23 protein-coding genes are annotated in these 24,761 nt (G+C 69.9%); 8 read left to right on the top strand and 15 right to left on the bottom strand.

Features of this window, described 5'->3' with window-relative positions:
• The first annotated feature begins 130 nt into the window (after positions 1-130).
• The 3 genes from pta (at position 131) to pyk (ending at position 4,953) form a co-directional block, all read left to right on the top strand.
• Positions 131-2,206, top strand: a complete 2,076-nt coding sequence (gene pta / locus ACY34M_RS30015) for a phosphate acetyltransferase (protein WP_462721461.1) — start codon at positions 131-133, stop codon at positions 2,204-2,206.
• Between the two features lie 27 nt (positions 2,207-2,233).
• A complete protein-coding gene (locus tag ACY34M_RS30010; protein ID WP_462721460.1) occupies positions 2,234-3,448 on the top strand; it encodes an acetate kinase in 1,215 nt (404 codons plus the stop codon).
• Between the two features lie 74 nt (positions 3,449-3,522).
• Positions 3,523-4,953, top strand: a complete 1,431-nt coding sequence (gene pyk, locus ACY34M_RS30005; protein ID WP_462721459.1) for a pyruvate kinase — start codon at positions 3,523-3,525, stop codon at positions 4,951-4,953.
• Positions 4,954-5,071: 118 nt separating this feature from the next.
• Here pyk and ACY34M_RS30000 read toward each other — a convergent pair whose 3' ends face one another.
• The 4 genes from ACY34M_RS30000 to ACY34M_RS29985 all read right to left on the bottom strand — a co-directional run bounded on the left by ACY34M_RS30000 (position 5,072) and on the right by ACY34M_RS29985 (position 9,315).
• Positions 5,072-6,376, bottom strand: a complete 1,305-nt coding sequence (locus ACY34M_RS30000; RefSeq protein WP_462721458.1) for a hypothetical protein — start codon at positions 6,374-6,376, stop codon at positions 5,072-5,074.
• Entirely contained in the window at positions 6,366-6,929 is a 564-nt protein-coding gene (locus ACY34M_RS29995) for a DUF6114 domain-containing protein (RefSeq protein ID WP_462721457.1), read from the bottom strand. Before ACY34M_RS29995 ends, ACY34M_RS30000 begins: the two co-directional genes overlap by 11 nt.
• A 151-nt stretch (positions 6,930-7,080) precedes the next feature.
• Positions 7,081-7,698, bottom strand: coding sequence for a DUF6230 family protein (locus tag ACY34M_RS29990; protein ID WP_462721456.1), 618 nt, complete (start codon positions 7,696-7,698; stop codon positions 7,081-7,083).
• A 645-nt stretch (positions 7,699-8,343) separates the two neighbouring features.
• Complete coding sequence (locus ACY34M_RS29985) at positions 8,344-9,315, bottom strand: tetratricopeptide repeat protein (protein WP_462721455.1); 972 nt, start codon at positions 9,313-9,315, stop codon at positions 8,344-8,346.
• A gap of 324 nt (positions 9,316-9,639) precedes the next feature.
• Here ACY34M_RS29985 and ACY34M_RS29980 point away from each other — a divergent pair, with 324 nt between their 5' ends.
• Positions 9,640-10,296 (top strand): TetR/AcrR family transcriptional regulator, encoded by a 657-nt coding sequence (locus ACY34M_RS29980; protein ID WP_462721454.1) that lies wholly within the window; start codon positions 9,640-9,642, stop codon positions 10,294-10,296.
• A 19-nt stretch (positions 10,297-10,315) separates the two neighbouring features.
• On the opposite strand, the gene ACY34M_RS29975 is transcribed toward ACY34M_RS29980, so the two are convergent.
• The 7 genes from ACY34M_RS29975 to ACY34M_RS29945 form a co-directional block, all read right to left on the bottom strand.
• Positions 10,316-11,407 (bottom strand): alpha/beta fold hydrolase, encoded by a 1,092-nt coding sequence (locus ACY34M_RS29975; protein ID WP_462721453.1) that lies wholly within the window; start codon positions 11,405-11,407, stop codon positions 10,316-10,318.
• A 211-nt stretch (positions 11,408-11,618) separates the two neighbouring features.
• The gene (locus ACY34M_RS29970; protein ID WP_462721452.1) at positions 11,619-13,319 is read right to left on the bottom strand and encodes an acyl-CoA mutase large subunit family protein; all 1,701 of its coding nucleotides are present in this window, start codon (positions 13,317-13,319) and stop codon (positions 11,619-11,621) included.
• Between the two features lie 84 nt (positions 13,320-13,403).
• Positions 13,404-14,477: an acyl-CoA dehydrogenase family protein gene (locus ACY34M_RS29965; protein ID WP_462721451.1), complete on the bottom strand. Its 1,074-nt coding sequence runs from the start codon at positions 14,475-14,477 to the stop codon at positions 13,404-13,406.
• A 68-nt stretch (positions 14,478-14,545) separates the two neighbouring features.
• Positions 14,546-15,091, bottom strand: a complete 546-nt coding sequence (locus tag ACY34M_RS29960) for a TetR/AcrR family transcriptional regulator (protein WP_462721450.1) — start codon at positions 15,089-15,091, stop codon at positions 14,546-14,548.
• 10 nt (positions 15,092-15,101) lie between these two features.
• Positions 15,102-15,683 carry a sugar O-acetyltransferase gene (locus ACY34M_RS29955; protein ID WP_462721449.1) on the bottom strand — a complete coding sequence of 194 codons (582 nt, stop codon included), beginning with the start codon at positions 15,681-15,683 and terminating at the stop codon, positions 15,102-15,104.
• A gap of 99 nt (positions 15,684-15,782) precedes the next feature.
• A complete protein-coding gene (locus ACY34M_RS29950) occupies positions 15,783-16,118 on the bottom strand; it encodes a DUF3817 domain-containing protein (RefSeq protein ID WP_462721448.1) in 336 nt (111 codons plus the stop codon).
• Between the two features lie 67 nt (positions 16,119-16,185).
• On the bottom strand, positions 16,186-16,695 hold the full coding sequence (locus tag ACY34M_RS29945) for a MarR family winged helix-turn-helix transcriptional regulator (RefSeq protein WP_462721447.1): 510 nt from the start codon (positions 16,693-16,695) through the stop codon (positions 16,186-16,188).
• 218 nt (positions 16,696-16,913) lie between these two features.
• Here ACY34M_RS29945 and ACY34M_RS29940 point away from each other — a divergent pair, with 218 nt between their 5' ends.
• Positions 16,914-17,969, top strand: a complete 1,056-nt coding sequence (locus ACY34M_RS29940) for a glycoside hydrolase family 6 protein (protein WP_462721479.1) — start codon at positions 16,914-16,916, stop codon at positions 17,967-17,969.
• Between the two features lie 22 nt (positions 17,970-17,991).
• Here the strand turns inward: ACY34M_RS29940 and glxA are convergent, their stop codons facing one another.
• The 4 genes from glxA to ACY34M_RS29920 form a co-directional block, all read right to left on the bottom strand.
• A complete protein-coding gene (glxA, locus tag ACY34M_RS29935; RefSeq protein WP_462721446.1) occupies positions 17,992-19,947 on the bottom strand; it encodes a radical copper oxidase GlxA in 1,956 nt (651 codons plus the stop codon).
• 3 nt (positions 19,948-19,950) lie between these two features.
• Positions 19,951-21,714, bottom strand: a complete 1,764-nt coding sequence (locus ACY34M_RS29930) for a glycosyltransferase family 2 protein (protein ID WP_462721445.1) — start codon at positions 21,712-21,714, stop codon at positions 19,951-19,953.
• Positions 21,715-21,829: 115 nt separating this feature from the next.
• The gene (locus ACY34M_RS29925; RefSeq protein ID WP_462721444.1) at positions 21,830-22,126 is read right to left on the bottom strand and encodes an MTH1187 family thiamine-binding protein; all 297 of its coding nucleotides are present in this window, start codon (positions 22,124-22,126) and stop codon (positions 21,830-21,832) included.
• The gene (locus ACY34M_RS29920) at positions 22,123-22,467 is read right to left on the bottom strand and encodes a DUF3817 domain-containing protein (RefSeq protein WP_462721443.1); all 345 of its coding nucleotides are present in this window, start codon (positions 22,465-22,467) and stop codon (positions 22,123-22,125) included. Before ACY34M_RS29920 ends, ACY34M_RS29925 begins: the two co-directional genes overlap by 4 nt.
• A 129-nt stretch (positions 22,468-22,596) precedes the next feature.
• Here ACY34M_RS29920 and ACY34M_RS29915 point away from each other — a divergent pair, with 129 nt between their 5' ends.
• From ACY34M_RS29915 to ACY34M_RS29905, 3 genes are read left to right on the top strand one after another with little or no spacing between them, the layout of a single operon-like run.
• On the top strand, positions 22,597-23,235 hold the full coding sequence (locus tag ACY34M_RS29915; RefSeq protein WP_462721442.1) for an AIM24 family protein: 639 nt from the start codon (positions 22,597-22,599) through the stop codon (positions 23,233-23,235).
• Between the two features lie 2 nt (positions 23,236-23,237).
• Entirely contained in the window at positions 23,238-23,891 is a 654-nt protein-coding gene (locus tag ACY34M_RS29910) for an AIM24 family protein (protein WP_462721478.1), read from the top strand.
• A gap of 38 nt (positions 23,892-23,929) precedes the next feature.
• Complete coding sequence (locus tag ACY34M_RS29905; RefSeq protein WP_462721477.1) at positions 23,930-24,676, top strand: AIM24 family protein; 747 nt, start codon at positions 23,930-23,932, stop codon at positions 24,674-24,676.
• Positions 24,677-24,761: the final 85 nt, after the last annotated feature.

Here is a 24,761-nt window from a genome sequence, read left to right as displayed (position 1 = left end):
TTGTCAAGAGGGCACGGCTTCCATTGCGCGCCTTTTTTTGACCCGAAAGAGACCGAATCAACCCGGAAACGCCGGGTTGGAACGCGTAGGACCATGACGCGTAGAACCACGAGGGAAACGGAGAGCACGCGTGACGCGCAGCGTGTACGTGACCGGGATCGATCGCGGCGACGGCCGCCAGGTCGTGGAGCTGGGGGTCATGGAGCTCCTGACCCGTCAGGTCGACCGGGTGGGCGTCTTCCGGCCGCTCGTCCACGACGGCCCCGACCGGCTCTTCGATCTGCTGCGGTCGCGCTACCGCCTGGGCCAGGACCCCGCGACGGTGTTCGGGCTCGACTACCACGAGGCCTCCGCGATCCAGGCCGAGCAGGGCACCGACGAGCTGGTCTCGCGCCTCGTCGACCGGTTCCACCAGGTGGCCCGCGAGTACGACGTCGTGCTCGTCCTCGGCAGCGACTACGCCGACACCCAGCTGCCGGACGAGCTCGCGATCAACGCCCGCCTCGCCAACGAGTTCGGTGCCTCCGTGATCCCGGTCGTCGGTGGCCGGAGGCAGACCGCCGAGTCGGTGCGCGCCGAGGCCCGCAACGCCTACCGCGCCTACGACGGCCTCGGCTGCGACGTCCTCGCCATGGTCGTCAACCGGGTCGCCCCCGCCGACCGCGAAGGCATCGCGGAGCGGCTCGCCAGCAGCCTGCCCGTACCGAGCTACGTCCTGCCGGACGAGCCCGCGCTCGCCGCGCCGACCGTCGCCCAGATCACCCACGCGCTGGGCGGCAAGGTGCTGCTCGGCGACGACTCGGGCCTCGCCCGCGACGCGCTCGACTTCGTCTTCGGCGGCGCCATGCTGCCGAACTTCCTCAACGCCCTGACCCCCGGCTGCATGGTCGTCACCCCCGGCGACCGCGCGGACCTGGTCGTCGGCGCGCTCGCCGCGCACAGCGCCGGCACCCCGCCGATCGCGGGCGTGATCCTGACCCTGAACGAGCGGCCCGGCGAGGCGATCCTCAAGCTCGCCGAGCGCCTCGCGCCCGGCACCCCGGTCATCGCGGTGACCGGCGGCTCCTTCCCCACGGCGGCCGAACTCTTCGCCATGGAAGGCAAGTTGAACGCCGCGACGCCGCGCAAGGCGGAGACCGCCCTCGGCCTCTTCGAGAAGTACGTCGACACGGCCGGCCTGCTGCGGACCATCCAGGCGCCGTCCTCCGACCGGCTCACGCCGATGATGTTCGAGCACAAGCTCCTGGAGCAGGCCCGCTCGGACAAGCGGCGCGTCGTGCTGCCCGAGGGCACCGAGGAGCGCGTGCTGCGGGCCGCGGACGTGCTGCTGCGCCGCGGCGTCTGCGACCTGACCCTGCTCGGCCCGGTCGAGCAGATCCGCAAGAAGGCCGCCGACCTCGGCGTCGACCTCGCCGACAGCGACATCGTCGACCCGCAGACCTCGGCACTGCGGGAACGGTTCGCCGACGCGTACGCGGCGCTGCGCGCCCACAAGGGCGTCACCCCGGAGCTGGCCCACGACGTGGTCGCCGACGTGAACTACTTCGGCACGCTGATGGTCCAGGAGGGGCTCGCCGACGGCATGGTGTCGGGGTCCGTGCACTCCACGGCCGCGACCATCCGGCCCGCCTTCGAGATCATCAAGACCAAGCCGGACGCCGCGATCGTCTCCTCGGTCTTCTTCATGTGCCTGGCCGACAAGGTCCTCGTCTACGGCGACTGCGCCGTGAACCCGGATCCGAACGCCCAGCAGCTCGCCGACATCGCCACGCAGTCCGCCGGTACCGCCTCGCAGTTCGGCGTCGACCCGCGGATCGCGATGCTGTCGTACTCCACCGGCACCTCCGGCTCGGGCGCCGACGTCGACAAGGTCCGCGAGGCCACGGAGATCGTCAAGGCGGCCCGCCCCGACCTGAAGATCGAGGGGCCGATCCAGTACGACGCCGCGGTCGAGCCGACCGTCGCGGCGACCAAGCTGCCCGAGTCCGAGGTCGCCGGTCAGGCGAGCGTGCTGATCTTCCCGGACCTCAACACCGGCAACAACACGTACAAGGCCGTGCAGCGCTCGGCCGGCGCGATCGCCGTCGGCCCGGTCCTCCAGGGCCTGCGCAAGCCGGTCAACGACCTGTCGCGCGGCGCGCTCGTGCAGGACATCGTGAACACGGTCGTCATCACGGCGATCCAGGCCCAGACCCCCGCCAGCTGACCCCCACCACCACCGAAAGCAGTACCCGTGACAGCGACTCGAATCCTCGTCCTCAACTCCGGCTCCTCGTCGGTGAAGTACCAGCTCCTCGACATGGCGGACCACTCCCGCCTCGCCGTGGGCCTGGTCGAGCGGATCGGCGAGGAGACCTCCCGCCTCAAGCACACGCCGCTGGCCACGGGCGGCGCGACCCGTGAGCAGAACCGGCCGATCGCCGACCACGAAGAGGCGCTGAAGGCGGTCGCCGCGGAGCTGACCGAGGACGGGCTCGGCCTGGACTCCCCCGAGCTGGCCGCGATCGGTCACCGCGTGGTGCACGGCGGCAAGCTGTTCACGCAGCCGACCGTGGTCGACGACGCGGTGCTCAAGGAGGTCGAGCGGCTCATCCCGGTGGCGCCGCTGCACAACCCGGCGAACCTGACCGGCATCCGCACGGCCCAGACGCTCCGTCCTGACCTGCCGCAGGTCGCCGTCTTCGACACGGCGTTCCACACGTCGATGCCGGAGTCGGCCGCGCGCTACGCGATCGACGTGAAGACCGCCGACGAGCACCGGGTGCGGCGCTACGGCTTCCACGGCACCTCGCACGCGTACGTCTCCCGCAAGACCGCCGCACTTCTCGGCAAGCGGCCGGAGGACGTCAACGTCATCGTGCTGCACCTGGGCAACGGCGCCTCCGCGTCGGCGGTCCGCGCCGGGATCTGCGTGGAGACGTCGATGGGCCTGACCCCGCTTGAGGGGCTCGTGATGGGTACGCGTTCAGGAGACGTCGATCCGGCCGTCATCTTCCATCTGATGCGGGTGGGCAAGATGTCGGCGGACGAGATCGACGATCTGCTCAACAAGAAGTCGGGCCTGATCGGGCTGTGCGGCGACAACGACATGCGGGAGATCCGCCGTCGTATCGACGAGGGCGACCAGGAGGCCAGGCTCGCCTTCGACATCTACGTGCACCGCCTGAAGAAGTACATCGGCGCCTACTACGCGGTGCTCGGCCGGGTGGACGCGATCGCGTTCACGGCCGGGGTCGGCGAGAACGCGGCGCCGGTGCGCGAGGCTGCTGTGGCGGGCCTGGAGGAGCTGGGCCTCGCGGTCGACGGAGAGCTCAATTCCGTACGTTCCGACGAACCTCGGCTCATCTCCCCCGAATACGCCCGCGTGGCCGTGGCCGTGGTGCCGACCGACGAGGAGCTGGAGATCGCGCAGCAGACCTACGCCCTGGTACAGAACCGCAACGACTGAGCGCCCACCCGCCCATTTGTAGATTCCACCAGACGGAATATTCCGTAGCGAAACAAACCGATAGGATCGCCCCCATGCGCCGTTCCAAAATCGTCTGCACGCTGGGCCCAGCCGTCGACTCCGAAGAGCAGCTCGTCTCGCTGATCGAGGCCGGCATGAATGTGGCCCGCTTCAACTTCAGCCACGGCACCCACGCCGAGCACCAGGGTCGCTACGACCGTGTTCGCGCCGCCGCCAAGAAGACGGGCCGCGCCGTGGGTGTGCTCGCCGACCTCCAGGGCCCGAAGATCCGCCTGGAGACCTTCGCCGAGGGACCCGTCGAGCTGGTGCGCGGTGACGAGTTCACCATCACCACCGAGGACGTGCCCGGCGACAAGTCGATCTGCGGCACCACCTACAAGGGGCTGCCCGGCGACGTCTCCAAGGGCGACCAGGTCCTGATCAACGACGGCAACGTCGAACTCCGCGTCGTCGAGGTCGACGGCCCGCGCGTGAAGACGATCGTCGTCGAGGGCGGTGTCATCTCCGACCACAAGGGCATCAACCTGCCCGGCGCGGCGGTGAACGTCCCGGCCCTGTCCGAGAAGGACATCGAGGACCTGCGCTTCGCCCTGCGGATGGGCTGCGACATGGTCGCCCTGTCCTTCGTGCGCGACGCCAACGACGTCAAGGACGTCCACAAGATCATGGACGAGGAGGGACGCCGCGTCCCCGTCGGCGCCAAGGTCGAGAAGCCGCAGGCCGTCGAGAACATGGAGGGCGTCGTCGCGGCGTTCGACTGGATCATGGTCGCCCGTGGTGACCTGGCCGTCGAGTACCCGCTCGAGAAGGTCCCGATGGTGCAGAAGCGCCTCGTGGAGATGTGCCGCCGCAACGCCAAGCCGGTGATCGTCGCGACCCAGATGATGGAGTCGATGATCACTAACTCGCGCCCGACGCGCGCCGAGGCCTCCGACGTCGCGAACGCGATCCTGGACGGCGCGGACGCGGTCATGCTGTCGGCCGAGTCCTCGGTCGGCGCGTACCCGATCGAGACCGTCAAGACGATGTCGAAGATCGTCAAGGCGGCCGAGGAGGAGCTGCTCTCCAAGGGCCTGCAGCCGCTCGTGCCCGGCAAGAAGCCGCGTACGCAGGGCGGCTCGGTGGCCCGTGCCGCGTGCGAGATCGCGGACTTCCTGGACGGCAAGGCGCTGGTCGCCTTCACCAAGTCCGGTGACACGGCCCGCCGCCTGTCCCGCTACCGCGCCGCCCAGCCGATCCTGGCGTTCACCACGGACGAGGAGACCCGCAACCAGCTCTCGCTGAGCTGGGGCGTCGAGTCGCACGTCGTGCCGCACGTGGACAACACCGACGGCATGGTCGACCTGGTCGACGCCGAGCTGGTGAAGCTGGCCCGCTTCGACGACGGCGACACCGTGGTCATCACCGCCGGCTCGCCCCCCGGCGTCCCCGGCACCACCAACATGGTCCGGGTGCACCACCTGGGCGGCGGCGAGCGCGACTGACACCGCACCGCCTGAGCGCATGACAAAGGGCACCCCCTTGAGGGGGGCGCCCTTTGTCGTGTGCGGCTCCCGGACGGGCCTTGAGGCTGCCTCTACGAAAAAGGTCAGCTATAAAAGGTCAGCTGTCCTCGATCGTGGTGTGCAGACCGGGCACGTGCAGGTTCCCGCCGAACTGCGAGGCCTGCGTGACCTTGACGTTCGTGAAGAACAGGGTCGGCAGGTTCACCGGCGGCGGGTTCTTGGCGTTGAACGTCAGCGGGATGAGCCCGAGCAGATTGCCCGAGAGCTCCTCCGTGTACATGGTCGTCTTCCCGCCGCGGATCGTGGACGTGGAACCCTTGTCCGCGCGGATGTGGAAGAACTTCCCGTTCGGGCCCGGCGCGATCTGGTGCAGATCACCGATGTCCGTGCCCTTGGAGATCACGTACTTCATGACGCGCTTGGTCGACCCGTCGGCCATGCGCACGTCCACCAGGCCCTTGTAGTCCGCTCCCTTGAGCAGGAGCGAGCTGGCCTCCAGCTTCCAGGTGTCGCTCGGCAGCTGGGCCGGGGTGTCCTCGTCGGCGCCGGACGCGTCCGTGGCCGCCGGGCAGTTCTCCGGCACATCGCCGGAGCCCTGCGGGTCGCCCACGTTCTTGGTCGCGTCCTTGGCCGCGTCCGCCACCTTGTCGGTCGTGTCCTTGACCTTGTCGGTGGTGTCCTTGACCGAGTCCCCGACCTTGTCGGTCGTGTCCTTGACCGAGTCGGACGTGTCCTTGACCGTGTCCCCCACCTTGTCGGTGGTGCCCCCGAGGAGGCCGCCCGAGTCCTTCGAGGACGTGGACGCCGACGGGGAGGGAGTCGCGCTCTCGGACTCCTTGTCGTCGGGCGTGAACGCCTTCTTCAGGGCGTCGCCGACGCCCAGCGGGTCCAGCGGGTTCTTGGTCTCGGAGGCCGAGGGCGAAGGCGTGGCCGCCTCGTCCGAGGCCTCGTCGTCCGACTTCGTGGACTCCGACTTCGTGGACTCCGACGCGGAGGGCGTAGGAGTCGGGGTCGCCTTCTCCTGCTTCTCCTCGGAGCTGTCCTTCGAGGCCGACGCGGAGGGCGACGGGGTCGGCTTCGCCGACTCCTCCGCCTTGTCCTTGTCCTTGGCCTCGGCGTCGGACCCGTCCCGGTTCGCCTCGACGGCGTCGGCGCACGCCTTGTAGTCGTCCACCGAGAACTTCGTCGGGTTGTCCTTGGCCGACGCGAGCGTCGGCGTCAGGCCGAGCCCCATCAGCACTGCCGTGGGCATGGCCGCGAGAGCCACCGCCTTGCCCGCGGGCATGTGCATCTTGGTGAACAGATGCTTCTTCGGTGCCGCATGCCGCCGCGCCGCATGCCGCGGCCCGGTTCTCGCACGGGGCTCCTCGGAGCCCTCGTGGTGCACCTCGTCAGCCGGCACGGTGCCTCCCGTTCGTCCCGTTGTTCGGGCTCGTCCCTGACACGTCGTCGTTCACGCCCGCGACCTGATAGGTGGCTCCCGCGACGGGCGGCGCGACCGGCGCCTGGTCCGTGGACCTGACGTCGTCACCGCCCCTCTTGGCCGAGTCGTCCTGCTGTTCCGCCGGCGCCCAGGCGATGCCCAGACCACCGCCGACGAGGGAGAGCAGGAAACCGATGACGAAGCCGCCGAAGTTCGACACCACGAGGGAGACCAGGGCGAGAAGAATGGCCGCGACACCCGCGAACACACGGGAGTGCGGCTGGAACCACATCGTCAGGCCGAGTACGACCAGCAAGATGCCGATGATGAGCGAACCGGCCCCGGCCGTGGTCGCCATCTTGATCGTCATGTTGCCGATCGCGAGGTTCGCGTACGGGAAGTACATGATCGGGAGGCCGCCGAGGATTGACAGCAGGCCGCCCCAGAACGGGCGCTGACCGCGCCACCCTCGGAACGATTGGCGCATCTGACCAAGCTTGGGGCCCAGCCCTGCGTGCGCTTCGGCGCTCATGTCGTACAGCTCCTCGGGAAAGGCGTTGATCTGTGGTGATGGTGGCTGTCCGGAAACGGGCACGGGGACCCTGTCACTGCGAGTGCCCCCGCGCCCGGCCGTTCAGCACATCAAGTGCCAAGACCCCGGCCCGTACACGGGCCCTGTGGGCCTAGTAGCACTCGTGCTTGCCCTTCTGGACCTTCATCTTGAGGCCGGAGAGCTTGAAGGTGCCGGCCGTGGTGGCCCACGCACGCTGCTGGACGTTCTCGAAGTGCACCGAGTCGGCCTGCTGGGCGAACGCGTTGGGGTCGGCCTTGTCGCCCTGGTGGATACCGGGGCCCTTCTTGGCGTCACCCGCCGCCACACCGATGTCGATGTTGTTGAAGGTCGCATCGGCCTTCAGGTCATCGGCGTCGATGTAGAGGGTCTTGGCCTCGACCGGGGCGCTCTTGTCCGCACCGGCCGACAGCTTCATCGAGACATCGCCGAAGACCGGGACGGGGACAACCACCGACTGGCAGAGGTTGTTGATCGTCGCGGACTTCATGCCGACGACGGCAACCGGGTGCGTACCCGTCTTGCCGGAGTCGACGGCGCCGTACTGGACAAAGCCCTTGCCGTCGAGGGAGTCCGCCGTCACCTTGAACGACTGACCCGACACACTGAACGATGCCGCGAGCGCACCCTGGGACAGGGCCACGCCTATCGCGGCAGTCGCCGCGACGCTCGGCACCATGACTACGGCGAACCGCTTCCATCTGGTTCCGCCACGAGTCACGGACTTCATGACTGTTCCTCCTTCTCGGACGTACATCTCCGGCCCTGACTGCCCCGAAAGGCGGCTCAGCCGGGCAGGGATGGGAGAAGTGCTACGTCCTCGGGAAGGAGAGCGCCCGCATCGGAAGTGCTTGGTCTGTCCGCACCTTGATCACCGGCGATCACCCCCGAGCGACAACCACTGGTCGCACCTGAGCCATCACGCGCAACCTGCCGGACAGGCCCAGCCGGACGGCTGAGACCCCCCTGTCCTTGGACCGCCGGCGCTCCCGCTGGTTCGCCGTCGACCGCCCGGTGGGGACCCAAGAACCCCGCCGTTCGAATGGCTGTCGGACGGTGGGGAGAGGACCGAGCGTGCCCGATCGTGGTGCATTAACGGCGCGGACACAAGGGGGTTCGTTACTCGCGGGTAACGGACGGATAACCGAACACCGACGCAGTGACACCGAACAACAACTGAGGGTGCCGTCACTCAAGTTGCAATACAGGTTGAATACGGGACGAAAGCGGACAGAAGATCGAGTCCGACTTACTCCAAGTAACAGCGGCCGCGATTACCAAGTTTTGGTAAAACGCGGCCGCTGTGCGCCCCCGACAACGAAATTTTCACTCCGGCATCACAAGCCGCAGTGTTTAACAACTGGTCACTGACGGCTCAGAAGAGAACCCGGGCCAGAGCCGTACGCGCCGTCGTCACGCGCGGGTCGTCTGCGCCCACAACCTCGAACAGTTCGAGCAGTCGGACACGTGCCGCGTCGCGGTCCTCGCCGGCCGAGCGCCCCACCGTCTCGACGAGCCGCCCGAAGGCGTCCTCGACGTGGCCACCGACCAGATCCAGGTCGGCCGCCGCGATCTGCGCCTGCACATCGGCGGGCTTCTCGGCGGCGTCCTTGCGGACCTGCTGCGGGTCGAGCCCCTGGACGCGCTGGAGGAGCTGCGCCTGGCCGAGGCCGAGCTTGGCCTCGCTGTTGCCGGGGTCGTCGGACAGGACGTTCTTGTAGGCCTGAACGGCGCCGTCGAGGTCGCCGGCGTCCAGCGCCTGCACGGCCGCCTCCAGAAGGGCGTCGTAGGGGCCCGCTGGGGCCTCCTCCACGACCGGCGCCGCGCCCTCCGCTTCCGGGTCGACCGCGATGCCGGTGAGCCCGAAGCGCTCCTCGGCGACCTGGATCAACTGGTCGAGCGTGCCCCGGATCTGGGACTCGGGGGCGGCGCCCTGGAAGAGCGGCAGGGCCTGTCCCGCGACGACCGCGAAGACGGCCGGGATCCCCTGGACCCCGAACTGCTGCATCAGCATCTGGTTGGCGTCGACGTCGATCTTGGCGAGCACGAAGCGGCCGCTGTACTCGGCGGCGAGCCGCTCGAGCAGCGGGCTGAGCTGCTTGCAGGGCTCGCACCACTCGGCCCAGAAGTCGATGACGACCGGCACCTCGGTGGAGCGCTGCAGTACGGCGCTTTCGAAGTCGGCCTCACCGACGTCGATGACGAGGCTCGACGGCGGTACGGCACCGCCGCCGCCCTGCCGGGCCTGCTCGGCGCGCGCCTGCTCCGCCTTCGCCTTGGCCTCCTGGGCCGCCTTCACCGCGGCGAGGTCGACGACTCCGCTCATGGACATGTTCCGTGGCTGCATGCGTACAGTCTCCCCCTTCCGCGGACAGTTGTGGGCCGGGTCCGGCCCCGCAGACCTCCCGCCGGAATGCGAGACGCATCTGGAGGCACGGAGCGGACTCGGCCTGATGTGCTGCGGTGCCGGGTCCCCACCCGGCACCTAGTGGTTGCCGCTCGTCCGGGCCGCCCGGAGGTGCAGATCCGAGTCGGTCGTACGAGATCGAGCTTTCGCTACGACTCGTAGCGTAACTGCCATGACCGGAGCACGGAAACGGCACCCCGGCGATCACCCCGTGATCTGGCTCACGCGATCTTTCGGCCGTACTCGCCGGTATGGTCGACGACCATGCAGAGCCGCACGCCGTCTCCCTCCTCCCGTCCTTCTGCCCCCTCCAACGTCCGGACGGGGCGTCCGCGTTCCACGGCGGCGGACGAGGCGATTCTGGAGGCCACGCGGGCGGCGCTCGTGGAGCTCGGCTGGTCGAAGCTGACGCTCGGCGACGTGGCCACCCGCGCGGGTGTCGCGAAGACGACGCTGTACCGCCGCTGGCCGGGCAAGAGCGAGCTCGTCGTGGACGCGGTCGCGGTCCTCTTCGACGAGCTCGAACTGCCCGACCGCGGCTCGCTCGCGGCCGACGTGGAGGGCGTGGTGCGGCAGTTCGCGGCGATCCTGGACCGGCCCGAGACGAAGACGGCGCTGATGGCCGTGGTCGCCGAGTCCACCCGCGACGCGCCGCTGCGGGACCGGATCCGTACGTCGATCGTCGACCGGCAGAAACGACTCGTCCTGGAGGGACGGGCGCGGGCCGAGCGCCGCGGCGAACTCCCGCCGGCCCCCGACCCGGCCGCCGCCGCGGCCACGGCGGATCTCATCTTCGACGTGGCGGCGGGGGCGGTCGTGCACCGCACGCTGGTGAGCGCGGAGCCGGCCGACGCGGAGTGGGTGCGGCGGTTCACGGCGCTCCTGCTGGGAGGGCTCGCGGCGGCCGCCGCCGACCAGTAGTGCTGTGTGCGGGGGCTGCCTAGTCGTTCCAGGCGCAGCTGCCCAGCGTGGCGCGCTTCTTGGACACCAGGGCGTCCGCCTCGCCCGCCGGCAGCGCGCGCGTGCGCTTGTCGTGGCAGACCACGGTGCGGTCGGCGCGGCCCGCGAGGTCGACCAGGATCTGGTCCCAGTGGCGGTACTGGACGTCGTGCCCGGTGTCGGCGTACGTACGGGTCTTCACGTGCGCCGTGTCGGGCAGGTTGTCGCGCCAGGCCTTGAGCGTGCTCGCGGGCACGGTCGTGTCCTTGTCGCCGTGGTACAGGAACACCGGGGCCTTCAGCTTCGCCAGGTCCGGGCCCGGACGCTCGCAGTACAGCCGCTGCTCGTGCACCTGCGGCGCCGGATCGGCCTGCTGGCCGCGCTGGTTGTACGTCCGTGCCCCCTCCTCGTACGCGGTGTCCTGGAAGCCGGGGATGGACTTGACCGGGCTGTCGTCGGGGAAGGCCCACCACTTGCGCGGGTCCCTGATCTGGTCCTTGACGGCGGCGGCCATCTGGTCGTCCGTCAGGGCGCAGGAGTCGGACTTCTGGCCGTACGGCGGGAGGGCGGCGGCGAGGTGCAGGGCGCTGATCCGCTCCGGGGCCTTCGCGGCGATCTCGGCGGCGTACGGGCCGCCGCCGGATATCGCGATCACCTTGAACTTCTTCACGCCCAGCTTGTCGAGGACCTCGAGGGCGTCCTTGGCGTAGTCGGCCTTGCCGAGCTTGGGGTCGTAGTCGGTGTCGCCGAAGCCGTTGCGCTCGACCGTGATCATGCGGAGGTCCAGGTTCTCTCTGGTGGTGCGCATGAAGTCGGTCATGTGGACGGCGCGGGCGCTGGTGCCGGTGCCGCCGATGTAGAGCACGGGGGTGCCGTCGGCCGGGCCCGAGTCGGTGTAGTGGGCGGTGCGGCCCGAGGAGAGCTTGGCCGCGCGGACGTCGGCGCCGAGCGAGTCGAAGCTGTTCTGCACCTTCGGCTCGGCGGGCGGGCTCGCGCTCACCGCGCCGGCGCCGCCGATGGCGATTCCGCCGAGGAGGGCGAGGGCGGCGATGCCGACGGTGGTTGTGGTGCGGGTGGGCGCGGGCAGCGGCACGGTGGCTCCTGGTTCGTCGTGGGCACTTGGCGTGCCCGCGCCTACCCCAAGATCACTTGGTGACACCTGTAACGTCCCCCGAGGCCGCCGTGGTTGCGCCCTCGGGGCTCCGCCCCGGACCCCGCGCCTCAAGCGCCGGCGGGGCTGGAAAGATCGGGGCTCCGCCCCGGACCCCGCTGCTCAATCGCCGCAGGGGCTTGAAATGCCCCGATCAGAAACCGGGGGGTTCCGTGTAGACGCCCCATTCGTCGCGGAGCACTCCGCAGATTTCGCCCAGTGTTGCCTCCGCGCGGACCGCGTCGAGCATCGGGGCGATCATGTTCGAGCCCGAGCGCGCGGCGTCGATCATCACGTCCAGTGCGGCCCGCACCTTCGCGTCGTCCCGGCCCGACTTCCGGTCGCCGAGCACCCGCACCTGGTCCCGCTCGACCTCGTGGCTGACCCGCAGGATCTCCAGGTCGCCCGTGACGGACCCCTCCGCCACGTTGACGCCGACGACCTTCTTGTCGCCCTTCTCCAGCGCCTGTTGGTACCGGAACGCCGACTCGGCGATCTCGCCCGTGAACCAGCCGTCCTCGATCCCGCGCAGGATCCCGGACGTGATCGGCCCGATCGGGTGCTGCCCGTCCGGGTGCGCCCGCAGGCCCCGCTCCTTGATCTGCTCGAAGATCTTCTCGGCGTCCGCCTCGATCCGGTCGGTGAGCTGCTCGATGTACCAAGAGCCGCCCAGCGGGTCCGCGACGTTGCCGACGCCGGTCTCCTCCATCAGCACCTGCTGCGTGCGCAGCGCGATCTCGGCGGCCTGTTCGCTGGGCAGGGCGAGGGTCTCGTCGAGGGCGTTGGTGTGGAGCGAGTTGGTACCGCCGAGGACCGCCGCCAGCGCCTCCACGGCCGTCCGTACGACGTTGTTGTACGGCTGCTGCGCCGTCAGCGAGACGCCCGCCGTCTGCGTGTGGAAGCGCAGCCACTGCGCCTTCTCGCTGCGCGCCCCGTACACGTCGCGCATCCAGCGGGCCCAGATCCTGCGCGCCGCGCGGAACTTGGCGATCTCCTCGAAGAAGTCCACGTGCGCGTCGAAGAAGAAGGAGAGGCCGGGAGCGAAGACGTCCACGTCCAGGCCGCGGCTCAGGCCCAGTTCCACATAGCCGAAACCGTCGGCCAGCGTGTACGCCAGCTCCTGCGCGGCCGTCGAGCCCGCCTCGCGGATGTGGTAGCCGGAGACCGAGAGCGGCTTGTACGCGGGGATGGCGGACGCGCAGTGCTCCATCAGGTCGCCGATCAGGCGCAGATGCGGCTCGGGCTGGAAGAGCCACTCCTTCTGTGCGATGTACTCCTTGAAGATGTCGGTCTGGAGCGTGCCGTTGAGGACGGCGGGGTCGACCCCTTGCCGCTCCGCCGCGACCAGGTACATGCAGAAGACGGGGACCGCCGGGCCGCTGATCGTCATCGATGTCGTGACGTCGCCCAGCGGGATGTCCTTGAACAGGACCTCCATGTCGGCCGCGGAGTCGATCGCGACACCGCAGTGCCCGACCTCGCCGAGCGAGCGCGGGTCGTCGGAGTCGCGCCCCATCAGCGTGGGCATGTCGAAGGCCACCGAGAGCCCGCCGCCGCCGTTGCGGAGGATCATCTTGTAGCGCTCGTTGGTCTGCTCGGCGTTGCCGAACCCGGCGAACTGGCGGATGGTCCAGGTCCTGCCCCGGTAGCCGGTCGGGTACAGGCCGCGCGTGAACGGGTACTCGCCCGGCCAGCCGATCCGCTCGAAGCCCTCGTACGTGTCACCGGGCCGCGGCCCGTAGACGGGGTCGACCGGGTCCCCGGAGAGCGTGGTGAAGTCCGCGTCGCGCTTGCGGGCCTTGTCGTAACGGGCCTGCCAGCGTCGGCGGCCTTCCTCGATCGCGTCAGCGTCCATGCTTCAAATTTACTTGGACGTCCTACTAAATGTCGATGGGCCACGGCGGCCGATCGCCGCGAACCCGGCCGTTCATGGGCCCGGTCAGGCCCGCAGCGCCGCCAGATGCGCCGCGCGCACCTCCGCCGTCTGCCCCTGCACCACCAGGAACAGGCCCTCGCGCGCGAGCCGCTGGGCGGGCGCGGAGAGGCCGAAGGCGCGGCCCCCGCCGGCCACGATCGCCGCCGTCGTCGCCGCCCGCATCAGGTCGTACGCGCGCGTCTTCACCGCGAGCCGGTCCGCGAGCCGCTCCCCCGCCGGGACCTCGTCGACCAGCGCGTACGCGTCCCGGCGCGCGGCGTCGAGGCGTGCGCGCAGCACGCCCGCCGTCTCCTTCGCCTCGGCGTCGCCGGACGCGTCGAGCAGGTCGAGGGCGGCCCGTGCGACGCCGAAGACGGCCGGGTTGGTGTTGGTGTTCTTGGGCCGGTCGGCGCGCGCCCACTCCTCATAGGGCTGTCGCACGACGATGTCCTCCTCGGGCACCGTGAGCCCGTCGAGGACCAGGCCGACGGTGCGGGTGCCGGTGAGCGCGGCGAGTTCGAGCGGGTCGGTGGGGGTCAGGCCCGGCTGTTCGCGCGGTCGGGCGACCGCGAAGACGACCTCGCCGTCCTCGGTCGCCCCGCCGAGCAGGAACACGTCGTTCAGGCCCCAGCCCGTGTACCAGGGCACCCGCCCGTCGAACCGCACCCCGCCGTCCGCCAGCGGCGTCGCCCGCACCGGCAGCTTCGGAAAGGCCCGCAGGTGCGAGAAGGCGATGCCGGCGAGCGCGGCGCCCTCGGCCAGCGGGCGCAGCCACCGCTCGCGGGCCGCCTCCGCTCCCGTGGCAAGGGTGCGTACCGGCGTGTGGTGCTGGACCTGCACGAAGAACGTCGAGCAGCAGGCGCCCGCCAGGATCTCGGAGACCTCTCGCGCGACGGCGGCCGGCGCGTCCGAACCCCCGTACGCGACGGGCGCGTTCACGCCGAGCACACCCGAGGCCCTGACCGCGGCGATCGCCTCGGGAGTGACCCCGGTGCGGTCGTGGGCCTCGGCGGCGGGCGCGAGGACGTCCGCGGCGAGGCGCCGGGCGGCGTCCACCAGCGGGTGGTCCTCAAGGCGGCGGGGTGCGGTGGCGGTCATGCGGGTGCTCCTCGGGGCCGTACGTGCCTGTGGGGACACGGTGTCAGGTCCGTGCCCCCACAGGCGGTCTACATGATCGTGAGGCGCCGCACCGCCTCACCGGTCAGTTCGCGGGTATAGGGACCGGCCTCGCCCAGGGCCCGGTGCAGGGCCATGCCCTCGATGAGGGCGTCCAGCTGCCGGGTCGTGACCGGGTCGAAGTGGCGTTCGAGGAGCTGCCTGCTGCGTGCCATCCATGCCCGGGTCAGCTCCCGGTACTCCGGGCGGCGGGCGGCGAGTGTGTAGAGCTCCTGGGTGAGCACCAGATCGCGCCGGGGGCCCTCGGAGAGCGCGTGGATCAGTCCGGTGACGGCCTCCCGCGCCCCGTCGGGGGTCTCGACGCCCGCCAGATGCCGCTCGAAGACCGCCACGATGTGGTCGGCGAACCCCGTGAACGCCTCGCGCAGCAGATCGTCGATCCCGGCGAAGTGGTACGTCATCGAGCCGAGCGGCACCCCGGCCCGCGCGGCGATCTTGCGGTGCGAGACGCCCGCGACGCCCTCGTCGGCGATGTGGTCGAGGGTCGCGGCGAGGATGCGCTCGCGCCGCCCCGGGTCCGTCTGTCCGGTGGCCACGGCGTGCTCCTCAGATCTCGCGGACCGGGCGGGCGGGGTTGCCGACCGCGACGACGTTCGCCGGTACGTCCTTGGTGACGACCGCGCCCGCGCCGATCACGCTGTTGTCGCCGATGCTCACGCCGGGGCAGACGATGGCGCCGCCGCCGAGCCACACGTTGTCCCCGATGGTGATGGGCAGCGCGGCCTCCAGCTTGTCGCGGCGGGGGCCGGGCTCCACCGGGTGGGTGGGGGTGAGGAGCTGCACGCCGGGGCCGATCTGGCAGTCCTCGCCGATGGTGATCCGGGCGACGTCGAGCGCGGTCAGCCGGTAGTTGACGAAGGTGCGGGCGCCGATGGTGATGTTGCTGCCGTAGTCGACGTACAGGGGCGGTCGCAGTTCGACGCCCTCGCCGACGGAGCCGAGCAGCTCGGCCAGCACCTCGCCCGCCTTTTCGGGGTTGTCGAGGAATGCCTCCTCGTACCGGGCGGCGAGCCGCATGGCGCGCTGCTGGCGGGCGGCGATCTCCGGGTCGTCGGCGATGTAGAGGTCACCGGCGAGCATCCGCTCCAGGTTGCTGCGCGGGTCGTCGGCGAAGTGGTCCGTGGGCATGCGGACGAACGTACACCGAGGAGCGTACGGACGTACACTCCTGGTCACAGAAAAGGCGCGCGTCCGCGGAGGGATGCGCGCACCGTTTCCGAGCTGCGGTTACGCCTTGGCGAGCTTCGCGTCGTCGGCGACCTTGCCGTCGAGCTCCGCGGAGATCTTGCGCTCCACGAAGAACGCGGCGGTCGGGATCGTGCCCGCGATCAGCACCCAGAGCTGCTTGCCGACCGGCCACTTCGCCTTGGAACCCAGGTCGAAGGCGAAGACCAGGTACACGACGTACAGCCAGCCGTGCGCGATGGCGACGACGCGCGTGACATCCGCGGCCCCGTCCATGCCGAGTGCGTACTTGGCGATCATGCCGAGACACAGGAGGACCAGGAGCACACCGGTCACGTAGGCCATGATCCGGTACCGGGTCAGCACGCTCTTCTTCATGAGTCGAGGGTAACCGCCCGTTTTGCGGGATCTTCCGGCGGGCCGGGTGGACGGCACTTTCCGGTGATCACTCGTCCGTGAAGTCGTTCGCCGCCACCCGCAGAGGGCGCAGCATCGCGAAGATCTCGCCGCACTCCTCCGCGTCGTACACCCCGAGCCCGAAGTCCATCGCCATGAGGTCGCGGGTGGCCGCGTCGACGACCTCGCGCCCCTTCTCGGTGATCGTGGCGAGCGTGCCGCGCCCGTCGTTGGGGTTCGGGCGCTTGTCGACGAGGCCGGACTTCACGAGCCGGTCGACCGTGTTCGTCACGGACGTGGGGTGCACCATGAGCCGCTCGCCGATCTTCGACATGGGCAGCTCGCCCGCCTTGGAGAAGGTGAGCAGGACCAGGGCCTCGTAGCGCGCGAAGGTGAGCCCGTACGGCTTGACGACCGCGTCGACCTCGGCGAGCAGGATCTGGTGCGCGCGCATGATCGAGGTGATCGCGCCCATGGACGGCACGGACCCCCATCGCTGCTTCCAGAGTTCGTCGGCGCGGGCGATCGGATCGAAGGCGAGAGAGAGGGGCTTCGGCACGCGACCGACCTTACCGGGCGGTCATATGGCGGTCAGCCCCGTCTCGACCTTTGGGCCACGGGCCCGCCTCGCACAGCCGGACGCCCGACCGGCTCAATGCGCGTCGAACCGACAACCCTGTGTAACGATTGCCCGGTATTTGCGCTTTTGTACTCCTTCGCATGCCCTGTACGCGCTCCGAACCAGGGGGCAGGATGCCCGTCCCACCCACCCGCACCATGGCCGGTACGCCGACCCGCACCCTCGCGCTCGCCACCGCCGCGCTCCTCCTGTCCTCCTTCGCCGTCGGCTGTTCCGAGAGCGGCGGCGGTGGCGGCGCGGGCAGCGGCGGAGGCGGCCACGACTCCGCCGCGGAGGCCGCGCGGCGGACCGCCCCGTCCGGCGCCGTCACCGACTCCTCGCCGTTCTGGGTCGACCCGGACACCGCGGCCGCGCGGCAGGCCGCCCGGTGGAAGCAGGAGGGCCGCGGCTCCGACGCCGCCCTGATCGAGCGGATCGCCCTGCGCCCGCAGGCGATGTGGGCGCCGGGCGACTACCCCCGGCCCCCGGTCGCGGAGGCCGCCGCGCAGGCGAAGAAGGCGGACAAGACGCTGGTCCTCGTCGCGTACAACATTCCGAACCGCGACTGCGGTCAGCACTCGGCGGGCGGGGCGCACAGCGCGGACCTCTACCACCAGTGGATCGACGCGTTCGCCACCGGCATCGGGAAGGCGAAGGCCGTCGTCGTCCTCGAACCGGACGCGATCGCACACCTCGTCAGCGGGTGCAGCCCGGCGAAGTACGAGGACGAGCGGTACGCGCTGATGTCGTCCGCGGTCGACCGCCTGAAGCGGCAGCCGAACACGAAGGTGTACGTCGACGCCGGGAACCCGGCCTGGATCCCCGACGCGAACAAGCTGGTGGAGCCGCTGCGGCGGGCCGGGATCGGAAAGGCGGACGGCTTCGCCCTGAACGTGTCCAACTTCCGGACGGACAAGGACACCTCGGCGTACGGTCGCCGGCTCTCCGGGCTGCTCGGCGGCGCGCACTTCGTGGCCGACACGAGCCGCAACGGCGCGGGCCCCTACGGCGACGGCCGGGGCGACGCCTGGTGCAATCCGCCGGGCCGGGCGCTCGGCTCCGCCCCGACCACGCGCACGGGCGACGCCCTGATCGACGCGAAGCTGTGGGTGAAGCGGCCCGGCGAGTCGGACGGCACGTGCCGGGGCGGGCCCGCCGCGGGGACCTGGTGGGCGGAGTACGCCCTTGGGCTCGCCCGGAACGCGAAGGGCTGAGCCCCGCCGGGGCTGGATGTGCCTACGTCACCTGGATCCACTTCGCCTCGGACGAGACCCCGTCCTTGTCGGAGGCGAACAGCATGTACCAGCCCGGAGGGACGAGGGTCCGGTCCTTGGGGACGTCCACCGTCACCGCGTCCTTGGACTTCTTGACGTCGAGGGCGATCGAGCGCTGCTCCACGTCCGTCGTGTGGGTCACGGCGGACGGCCGCATGAGGCGGGCCGTGACGATGTCCCCGGCCTGCCGCGTGCGGAACGTGGCCTCGCCGCCCGCCGGGAGGGACTGCGGGCCCGCGCCGAGGACGGGCCGCCGGTCGCCGCCGCGGTGCAGGGCGGGCGGCGTGTAGATCTCCATGCGCTGCTCGAAGTGGCCGAGCTTGGTGTTCTGCTGGTTGTCGTAGAGCGGGTCGGAGCCGAAGCTGGCGACCCGGCCGTCGGGCAGCAGCAGCGCCTCGGAGTGGTAGTTGCGGCCGACCTTGGGGGCGGCGGCCTCCTGGAAGGCGTTCTGCTCGGGGTCGTAGAACTGCGCCTTGTGGATGTTGCTGGCGCTGCGGCCTCGGTAGTCCTTGGAGCCGTTCGTCGTGAAGACGGAGTCGTCCGGCATGATCACGGAGTTCAGGTAACGGGTGCCCTGCGGGAGTTCGGGCCCGGTCTTGAAGGAGGGGTTCTCCTTCTTCAGGTCCACGACCGCCGTGCGGGACGTCGCCTTCTTGGACTCGCCGACCCCGCCGCCGCCGAGGATCATGAAGCGCTGGTCCTGCGCGGGCGGCAGCAGCAGCGAGGACGAGGTCTCCGTCTGGTCGGTGTCGGTGAGGCCCGGCACCTTGTCGAACGTGTTGGTCTTCGGGTCCCACAGACCGGGCTCACGCCCCTTGGTGGCGGGTCCGTAGCCGGCGTTCGAGGCCGGGTAGAAGAGCTTGCCGCCCTTGGTGAGGAAGAGGGCCGGGTACGTCGGGAAGTAGCGCTTCGGGCCCATCGACCACTTCTTGGTCCTCGGGTCGTAGATCTCGTTGTCGCCGGGGTCGATCGTGCCGACGTCGTCGAGCCCGGACACCGCCATCACCCTGCCGTCCTCCAGGCCGACCAGGGTGGGGTACCAGCGGGCCTTCTTCATCGGCTCCACGGGGACGTACCGCTCGGCGACGGGGTCGAACTCGTAGGCCTCCTTGATGCCCTGGAAGTCCTGCTTCTCCAGGGTGATCTTCTCGGAGAGGCCGTACGTGTTGTCGGCGTCCTTGCCGCGCAGGCCCTCGATCTCGTACTGGGCGTTGTCGTCGGTGACGTACTGCCTGCCCTTCTCGGTGGACTCGACGAAGACACGGGCCTCGCTCGCCGTGATCTTCGTCTTCCAGGGCTGCGTGCCGCCGGCGGCGTTGCGCTTCTTGTCGAAGCCGCGCTCGGCCTTGGGCACGGTGACGTCGAACTGCGAGACGTACTCGGTGCCGGAGGGCGAGCGGAACGTCGTGCCCTTCTTCAGGTGCACCGCCTTGTCGGGGCTCTCGTTCTTGACGCGCATGCCGCCGCCGGCCTTCTCGACCTCGCCGTCGAGCCGTTCGTAGCGGGCGGTGCCGCCCGCCACCAGGAGCCGCCCGCCGGGGAGTTGGGCGTGGCCGCCGCAGAAGAAGTCGGCGGGGGTGGGGATCTTCTTGAAGGTGTTCGCCTTCGGGTCCCACAGGACGGTGTCGAAGGTGCCCGCGTCGAATTTCTTCTGCTCGTTGCCCGAGCCCGCCACGATGAGCACCTTGCCGGTGTGCAGGAGCGCGGCGTGGATGGCGTTGGTGCGGTACTCCTTCGGGATGTCGACCTGTGACCAGGAGCCGTACTTGGCCTTGTAGCCGGGCCGGGAGATCTTCCAGTCCTCGTACCGCTCGCTGGCGAAGGTCCAGGCGGCCGGGGCGTTCAGGCCGACGAGGACGGCGACGCCACCCGCGCCGAGGACCGTCTTCCGCATCCGGCGTGAAGGTCTGTAGGCCATGGGTCAGTTCCCTCCTGAGGTCGACGTGCTGGACACCGCGGGCACGGCGCGGACCGGTTCGGCCTCCACCCTGGTCGCGGCGGCCGCGGCGGCCTCGCGGCGCTGGGTGGCGTACCAGACGACCGGGGGCGCGAGCGCGATGCACAGGGCGAGGAACGCCCAGGTGCGCATGGCGACATGGGTGTGGTCGAGGGCGACGGACGCCGCGAGGGACGTGCCCAGCACGGCGGCCCAGAACAGATGGATACGGAAGGTCAGCGGCCGGTCGGCGCTGACGTCGCCGCCCTTGGGCGTGACGACGAAGCGGCTGGGGCGGCCGAGCAGGGCCGCGCCGAGCGACTTGAGGTAGATGGGCGCGGAGATCGCGGACATTCCCATGCCGGCGAGACCGCCGGAGCCCTCGGGTTCGTGGGGCGAGACGTTGTGCCGGCGGTTCCAGAGGTAGAGGCCGATCTGGAGGGCGGCCGCGTCGCTGTAGAGCATGAGCCACATGGACGCGGTGACCTGGGTGCCGGAGGCGCCGGTCCATAGGAACAGTACGCAACTGAGCACGCCGAGCAGCCAGTTGACGGCCGTCATCGGGTAGTAGACGAGCATCATCGAGTACGAGAAGAGGCGGCCGGGCGGCATCGTGGCCGGCGCCTTCCAGTACTGCCGGAACAGGGTCTCGTACGTGCCGCGCGACCAGCGGGTCTGCTGGGTGAAGAAGTCCGTCCAGGAGGCGGGGCCCTCACCGACCGCGAGCACGTCGGGGGTGTAGACGGAGCGCCAGCGCGCGTGGGTCTCCGGGTTGCGGTGGCGGTGGATCTCGAAGCCGGTCGCCATGTCCTCGGTGATGGAGTCGACGAGCCCGCCGATCTGCTTCAGGGCGGAGATCCGTACGACGTTGTTGGTGCCGACGAACATGGGGGCGCGGTAGCGGTTGCCCGCGCGCTGGATCAGCGCGTGGAAGAGGAACTGCTGGGACTCGGCGGCCTTGGTGACCGGGGAGTCGTAATTGCCGTAGACCTGCGGGCCGACGACGAACGCGACGTCGGGGTCGCGGAGGTAGCCGAGCATCCGTTCCAGGAACTCGGGGTGCGGTACGTGGTCGGTGTCGACGGAGGCGAAGAAGTCGTAGCCGCCGCCGTGCGCGGCGAGCCAGGCGTTGTAATTGCCGTGCTTGGTACGGGTCTTGTGGGGGCCCTTCGCCCGGTTCCACTCCGGGACGCCCTTGCGGGAGAAGTGCCGGACGCCGAGCCGGTCGCACAGTGCCTTGGCGTCGGGGTCGTCCCCCTCGTCCAGGAGCCAGACGTCGAGCGGCCCGTCGTGGGTGAGGCGGACGGCGCCTTCGAGGGTGGACCGCACCATCGCGAGGGGTTCCTTGCCGGGCACGTACGTCGTCAGGAACGCGACGCGGGTGCCGGGCTCGGGGCGGACGGGGACCGGGTCCCTCGCGACCATCGTCGCGTGCGCGATGGACAGGACGTTGACGAGCATGAACAGCTCGATGAGTCCGATCGCGACGAGCATCACGATGTCGAGCGAGACCAACCAGCGGTCTCCGCCCTCCCGTTCCACCCAGTGGGTGGGCCACACGAGGTACACGAGGAGCGCCCCGGTGAGCAGGGGCGCGAGCGTCATCAGGAGGACGGCGCGTATTCGGTGCGGCTCGTTCGACAGGAGCGAGGTGTACTGGACCCGGTAATCGCCCTCGCCGGGCGGCTCGGTGAGCGGCCCGGCGAGCCTGCTGTAGGTGTCGTAGTCGTAGCCCTCGTCAGGCCGCACAGTGCCCTCCAGGATCTGGTGATCGACCGTCTCGATACCCCCACAAAAGGGGACATTGACGGGCGTGTCGACCAGAGAAGGGCGTAAGGGTGAGGTATGGGCGGCTCTACGCCGGTCACTCGCCGGAGAGTTGCCGCTCCACCGTCTCCACCTTCGACGACAGGCCGTCCGTCACGCCCGGGCGGATGTCCGCCTTCAGGACCACGGACACCCGCGGCGCACGCTCCTCCACCACCGCGACGGCACGCTTGACCACGGCCATCACCTGGTCCCACTCACCCTCGATCGACGTGAACATCGCGTCGGTGCGGTTGGGGAGGCCGGATTCGCGGACCACGCGGACGGCGTCGGCGACGTACTCCCCCACGTCCTCGCCGACCCCGAGCGGGGTCACGGAGAAGGCGACGATCATGCGTTCACGACACCTTCCTGGCGGGCGCGGCCGGCGATCACCGCGGCCTCGCCCTCGCGCTTGAGCTTGCGCTCGGCGAAGAAGCCGCCGGTGGGCAGCACCGAGAGGACGAAGTAGAGGACACCGGTGCCGAAGCTCCACTTCGCGCGGTTCCAGGCGTCGAGCCAGAAGATCACGTACAGAACGAACAGGACGCCGTGGACCATGCCCATCACGGGCACCGCGTTGAAGTCCGTCGTCCGCTTCAGAACGGAGCAGATCAGCAGCAGCAGGAAGGAGACGGCCTCCGGGGCGGAGACCAGACGGAGGCGGCGGAGGGCGGAGGCGGTCTTGAGGTCCACGGGGCACCTTCGGCTAAGCGGGCGGACTGTCGTTGATCTTGTGAATGTGCGCACAAGCGTTTTCCCATTGTGGCATCGCGCCGGTCGGGGCCTGTCGGCGGGCTCCCTGTGCCGGATACCTTCGTCCCCGTGGCGACGTTCCGACTCCAGGGCAGCAAGATGCTCGCCGTCGACATGACGGGCGACAGTGTGAAGGCGAAGAACGGCTCGATGGTCGCGTACGACGGCCGGATGGCGTTCAAGAAGCTGAGCGGGGGTGGCGAGGGGATCCGCGGGATGGTGACCCGGCGCATCACCGGTGAGCAGATGACCGTGATGGAGGTCAAAGGGGAGGGCACATGCTGGTTCGCGGACCGGGCCAGTGAGATCAATCTGGTGGGACTGACCGGCGACAAGCTGTACGTCGAGGCGAGCAATCTGCTCTGCACGGACGCGGGCCTGCGCACCGGCACGTCCTTCACCGGCGTACGCGGCGCGTCCCAGGGCAACGGCCTGTTCACGACGACCGTCGAGGGCCACGGCCAGGCCGCGATCATGAGCGAGGGCCCGGCCGTCGTGCTGCGCGTCGGGCCCGACTACCCGCTGACCGTCGACCCCGGCGCGTACATCGCGCACCAGGGGAACCTGCGGCAGTCGTTCCAGTCCGGGGTGACCTTCCGTACGTTCCTGGGCGAGGGCGGCGGCGAGGCCTTCCAGATCCTCTTCGAGGGCGACGGTCTCGTCTACGTACAGCCCAGTGAGCGGAACACGATCGCAGGGGACGTATGACGATGACGGCCTTCAGGGAAATCAATGCGCGGATGGTCGAGGCGACCGTCGTGCCGGGGCAGCGGCTCTACAGCCAGCGCGGCGCGATGCTCGCCTACCAGGGCGACGTCTCCTTCACCCCCAACGTCCAGGGCGGTCAGGGCGGACTGATGTCCATGATCGGGCGGCGGGTGGCGGGCGAGTCGACGCCGCTGATGACGGTCGAGGGCAGCGGCACCGTACTGTTCGGGCACGGCGGGCACCACGTGCAGGTGATCACGCTCTCCGGCGACACCCTGTACGTGGAGGCGGACCGGCTGCTCGCCTTCGACGGGGCGCTGCGCCAGGGGACCATGTTCATGGGCTCGCAGGGCGGCGTCATGGGGATGGTGCGCGGCCAGGTCAGCGACCAGGGCCTGTTCACGACGACGCTGCAGGGGCACGGGGCGGTGGCCGTCATGGCGCACGGCGGGGTCGTCGAGGTGCCGATCACGCCGGGGCGGTCCGTGCACGTCGACCCGCAGGCGTACGTGGCGCACCACGGCGACGTGCGCAACAAGCTGTCCACGGCGCTCGGCTGGCGGGACATGGTGGGGCGCGGCAGCGGCGAGGCGTTCCAGCTGGAGCTGAGCGGGAGCGGTGCCGTGTACGTCCAGGCTTCGGAGGAAAAGCTGTGAGCGCTCAACCGGCCGGCGGCCCGGCCGTCTTCGACCCGATGACCCTGCCGGTCGACGACAACGTCAACGCGTACACCTTCTGCGTGGAGCTCAAGGGCAGCCAGTGGTTCCTGCAGAAGGGGAAGATGATCGCCCACTACGGGCGGATCGAGTTCAACGGCATCGGTCACGGGCGCCTCGACCGGCTCGTGCGCACCTCGTTCCACTCGCCGCTGCACGCGAGCGACTGGGTGGTCGCCGAGGGCAGCGGCAAGATGCTGCTCGCGGACCGGGCCTTCGACGTGAACTCGTACGACCTCGACGACGGGAATCTGACGATCCGCGCGGGGAACCTGCTCGCTTTTCAGCCAACTCTCTCGCTGAAGCAATCGATCGTTCCCGGCTTCCTCACACTCATTGGCACCGGCAAATTCGTCGCGGCATCAAACGGTCCGGTTGTGTTCATGGAGCCGCCGATCCGGGTCGATCCGCAGGCGCTCGTCGGCTGGGCGGACTGCCCCTCGCCCTGCCACCACTACGACCATGGATATCTGACGGGCGTGATCGGCGGTCTACGTGCGATGACGGGCATCGGCGGGGTCTCCGGCGAGGAGCACCAGTTCGAGTTCGTGGGCGCCGGGACGGTGCTCTTGCAATCGAGCGAGTCGTTGATGCCCGAACAGGCGGTGGGTGGCGTACCTCACCAGGCGGGAGTTCCCGCCGGATCCGGGGCGCCCCCTGGACAGCAAGGGGCACCGCGTCTTCCCGGACAGCTCGGTGACCTCCAGCGTCGCTTCGGGCTGTGAGCGGTAGTCTGCGGAGTGTGACGTCGAACGCGTGACCCCTTATCCGTAGTCCGCACCCCCTTGGGTGTGCGGGGAGTGCCCAGTG

This window comes from Streptomyces sp. EDA2-14, from assembly GCF_054963755.1.
This window is presented reverse-complemented; position numbering and strand designations above follow the sequence as displayed.

Bases quoted from the DNA above. Each gene is read 5' to 3' on its own strand.
- pyk (WP_462721459.1), top strand. From the start codon at position 3,523: ATGCGCCGTTCCAAAATCGTCTGCACGCTGGGCCCAGCCGTCGACTCC.
- ACY34M_RS29995 (WP_462721457.1), bottom strand. From the start codon at position 6,929: ATGAGCGCCGAAGCGCACGCAGGGCTGGGCCCCAAGCTTGGTCAGATG.
- ACY34M_RS29990 (WP_462721456.1), bottom strand. From the start codon at position 7,698: ATGAAGTCCGTGACTCGTGGCGGAACCAGATGGAAGCGGTTCGCCGTA.
- ACY34M_RS29985 (WP_462721455.1), bottom strand. From the start codon at position 9,315: ATGCAGCCACGGAACATGTCCATGAGCGGAGTCGTCGACCTCGCCGCG.
- ACY34M_RS29980 (WP_462721454.1), top strand. From the start codon at position 9,640: ATGCAGAGCCGCACGCCGTCTCCCTCCTCCCGTCCTTCTGCCCCCTCC.
- ACY34M_RS29970 (WP_462721452.1), bottom strand. From the start codon at position 13,319: ATGGACGCTGACGCGATCGAGGAAGGCCGCCGACGCTGGCAGGCCCGT.
- ACY34M_RS29965 (WP_462721451.1), bottom strand. From the start codon at position 14,477: ATGACCGCCACCGCACCCCGCCGCCTTGAGGACCACCCGCTGGTGGAC.
- ACY34M_RS29955 (WP_462721449.1), bottom strand. From the start codon at position 15,683: ATGCCCACGGACCACTTCGCCGACGACCCGCGCAGCAACCTGGAGCGG.
- ACY34M_RS29950 (WP_462721448.1), bottom strand. From the start codon at position 16,118: ATGAAGAAGAGCGTGCTGACCCGGTACCGGATCATGGCCTACGTGACC.
- ACY34M_RS29940 (WP_462721479.1), top strand. From the start codon at position 16,914: ATGGCCGGTACGCCGACCCGCACCCTCGCGCTCGCCACCGCCGCGCTC.
- glxA (WP_462721446.1), bottom strand. From the start codon at position 19,947: ATGGCCTACAGACCTTCACGCCGGATGCGGAAGACGGTCCTCGGCGCG.
- ACY34M_RS29925 (WP_462721444.1), bottom strand. From the start codon at position 22,126: ATGATCGTCGCCTTCTCCGTGACCCCGCTCGGGGTCGGCGAGGACGTG.
- ACY34M_RS29910 (WP_462721478.1), top strand. From the start codon at position 23,238: ATGACGGCCTTCAGGGAAATCAATGCGCGGATGGTCGAGGCGACCGTC.
- ACY34M_RS29905 (WP_462721477.1), top strand. From the start codon at position 23,930: ATGACCCTGCCGGTCGACGACAACGTCAACGCGTACACCTTCTGCGTG.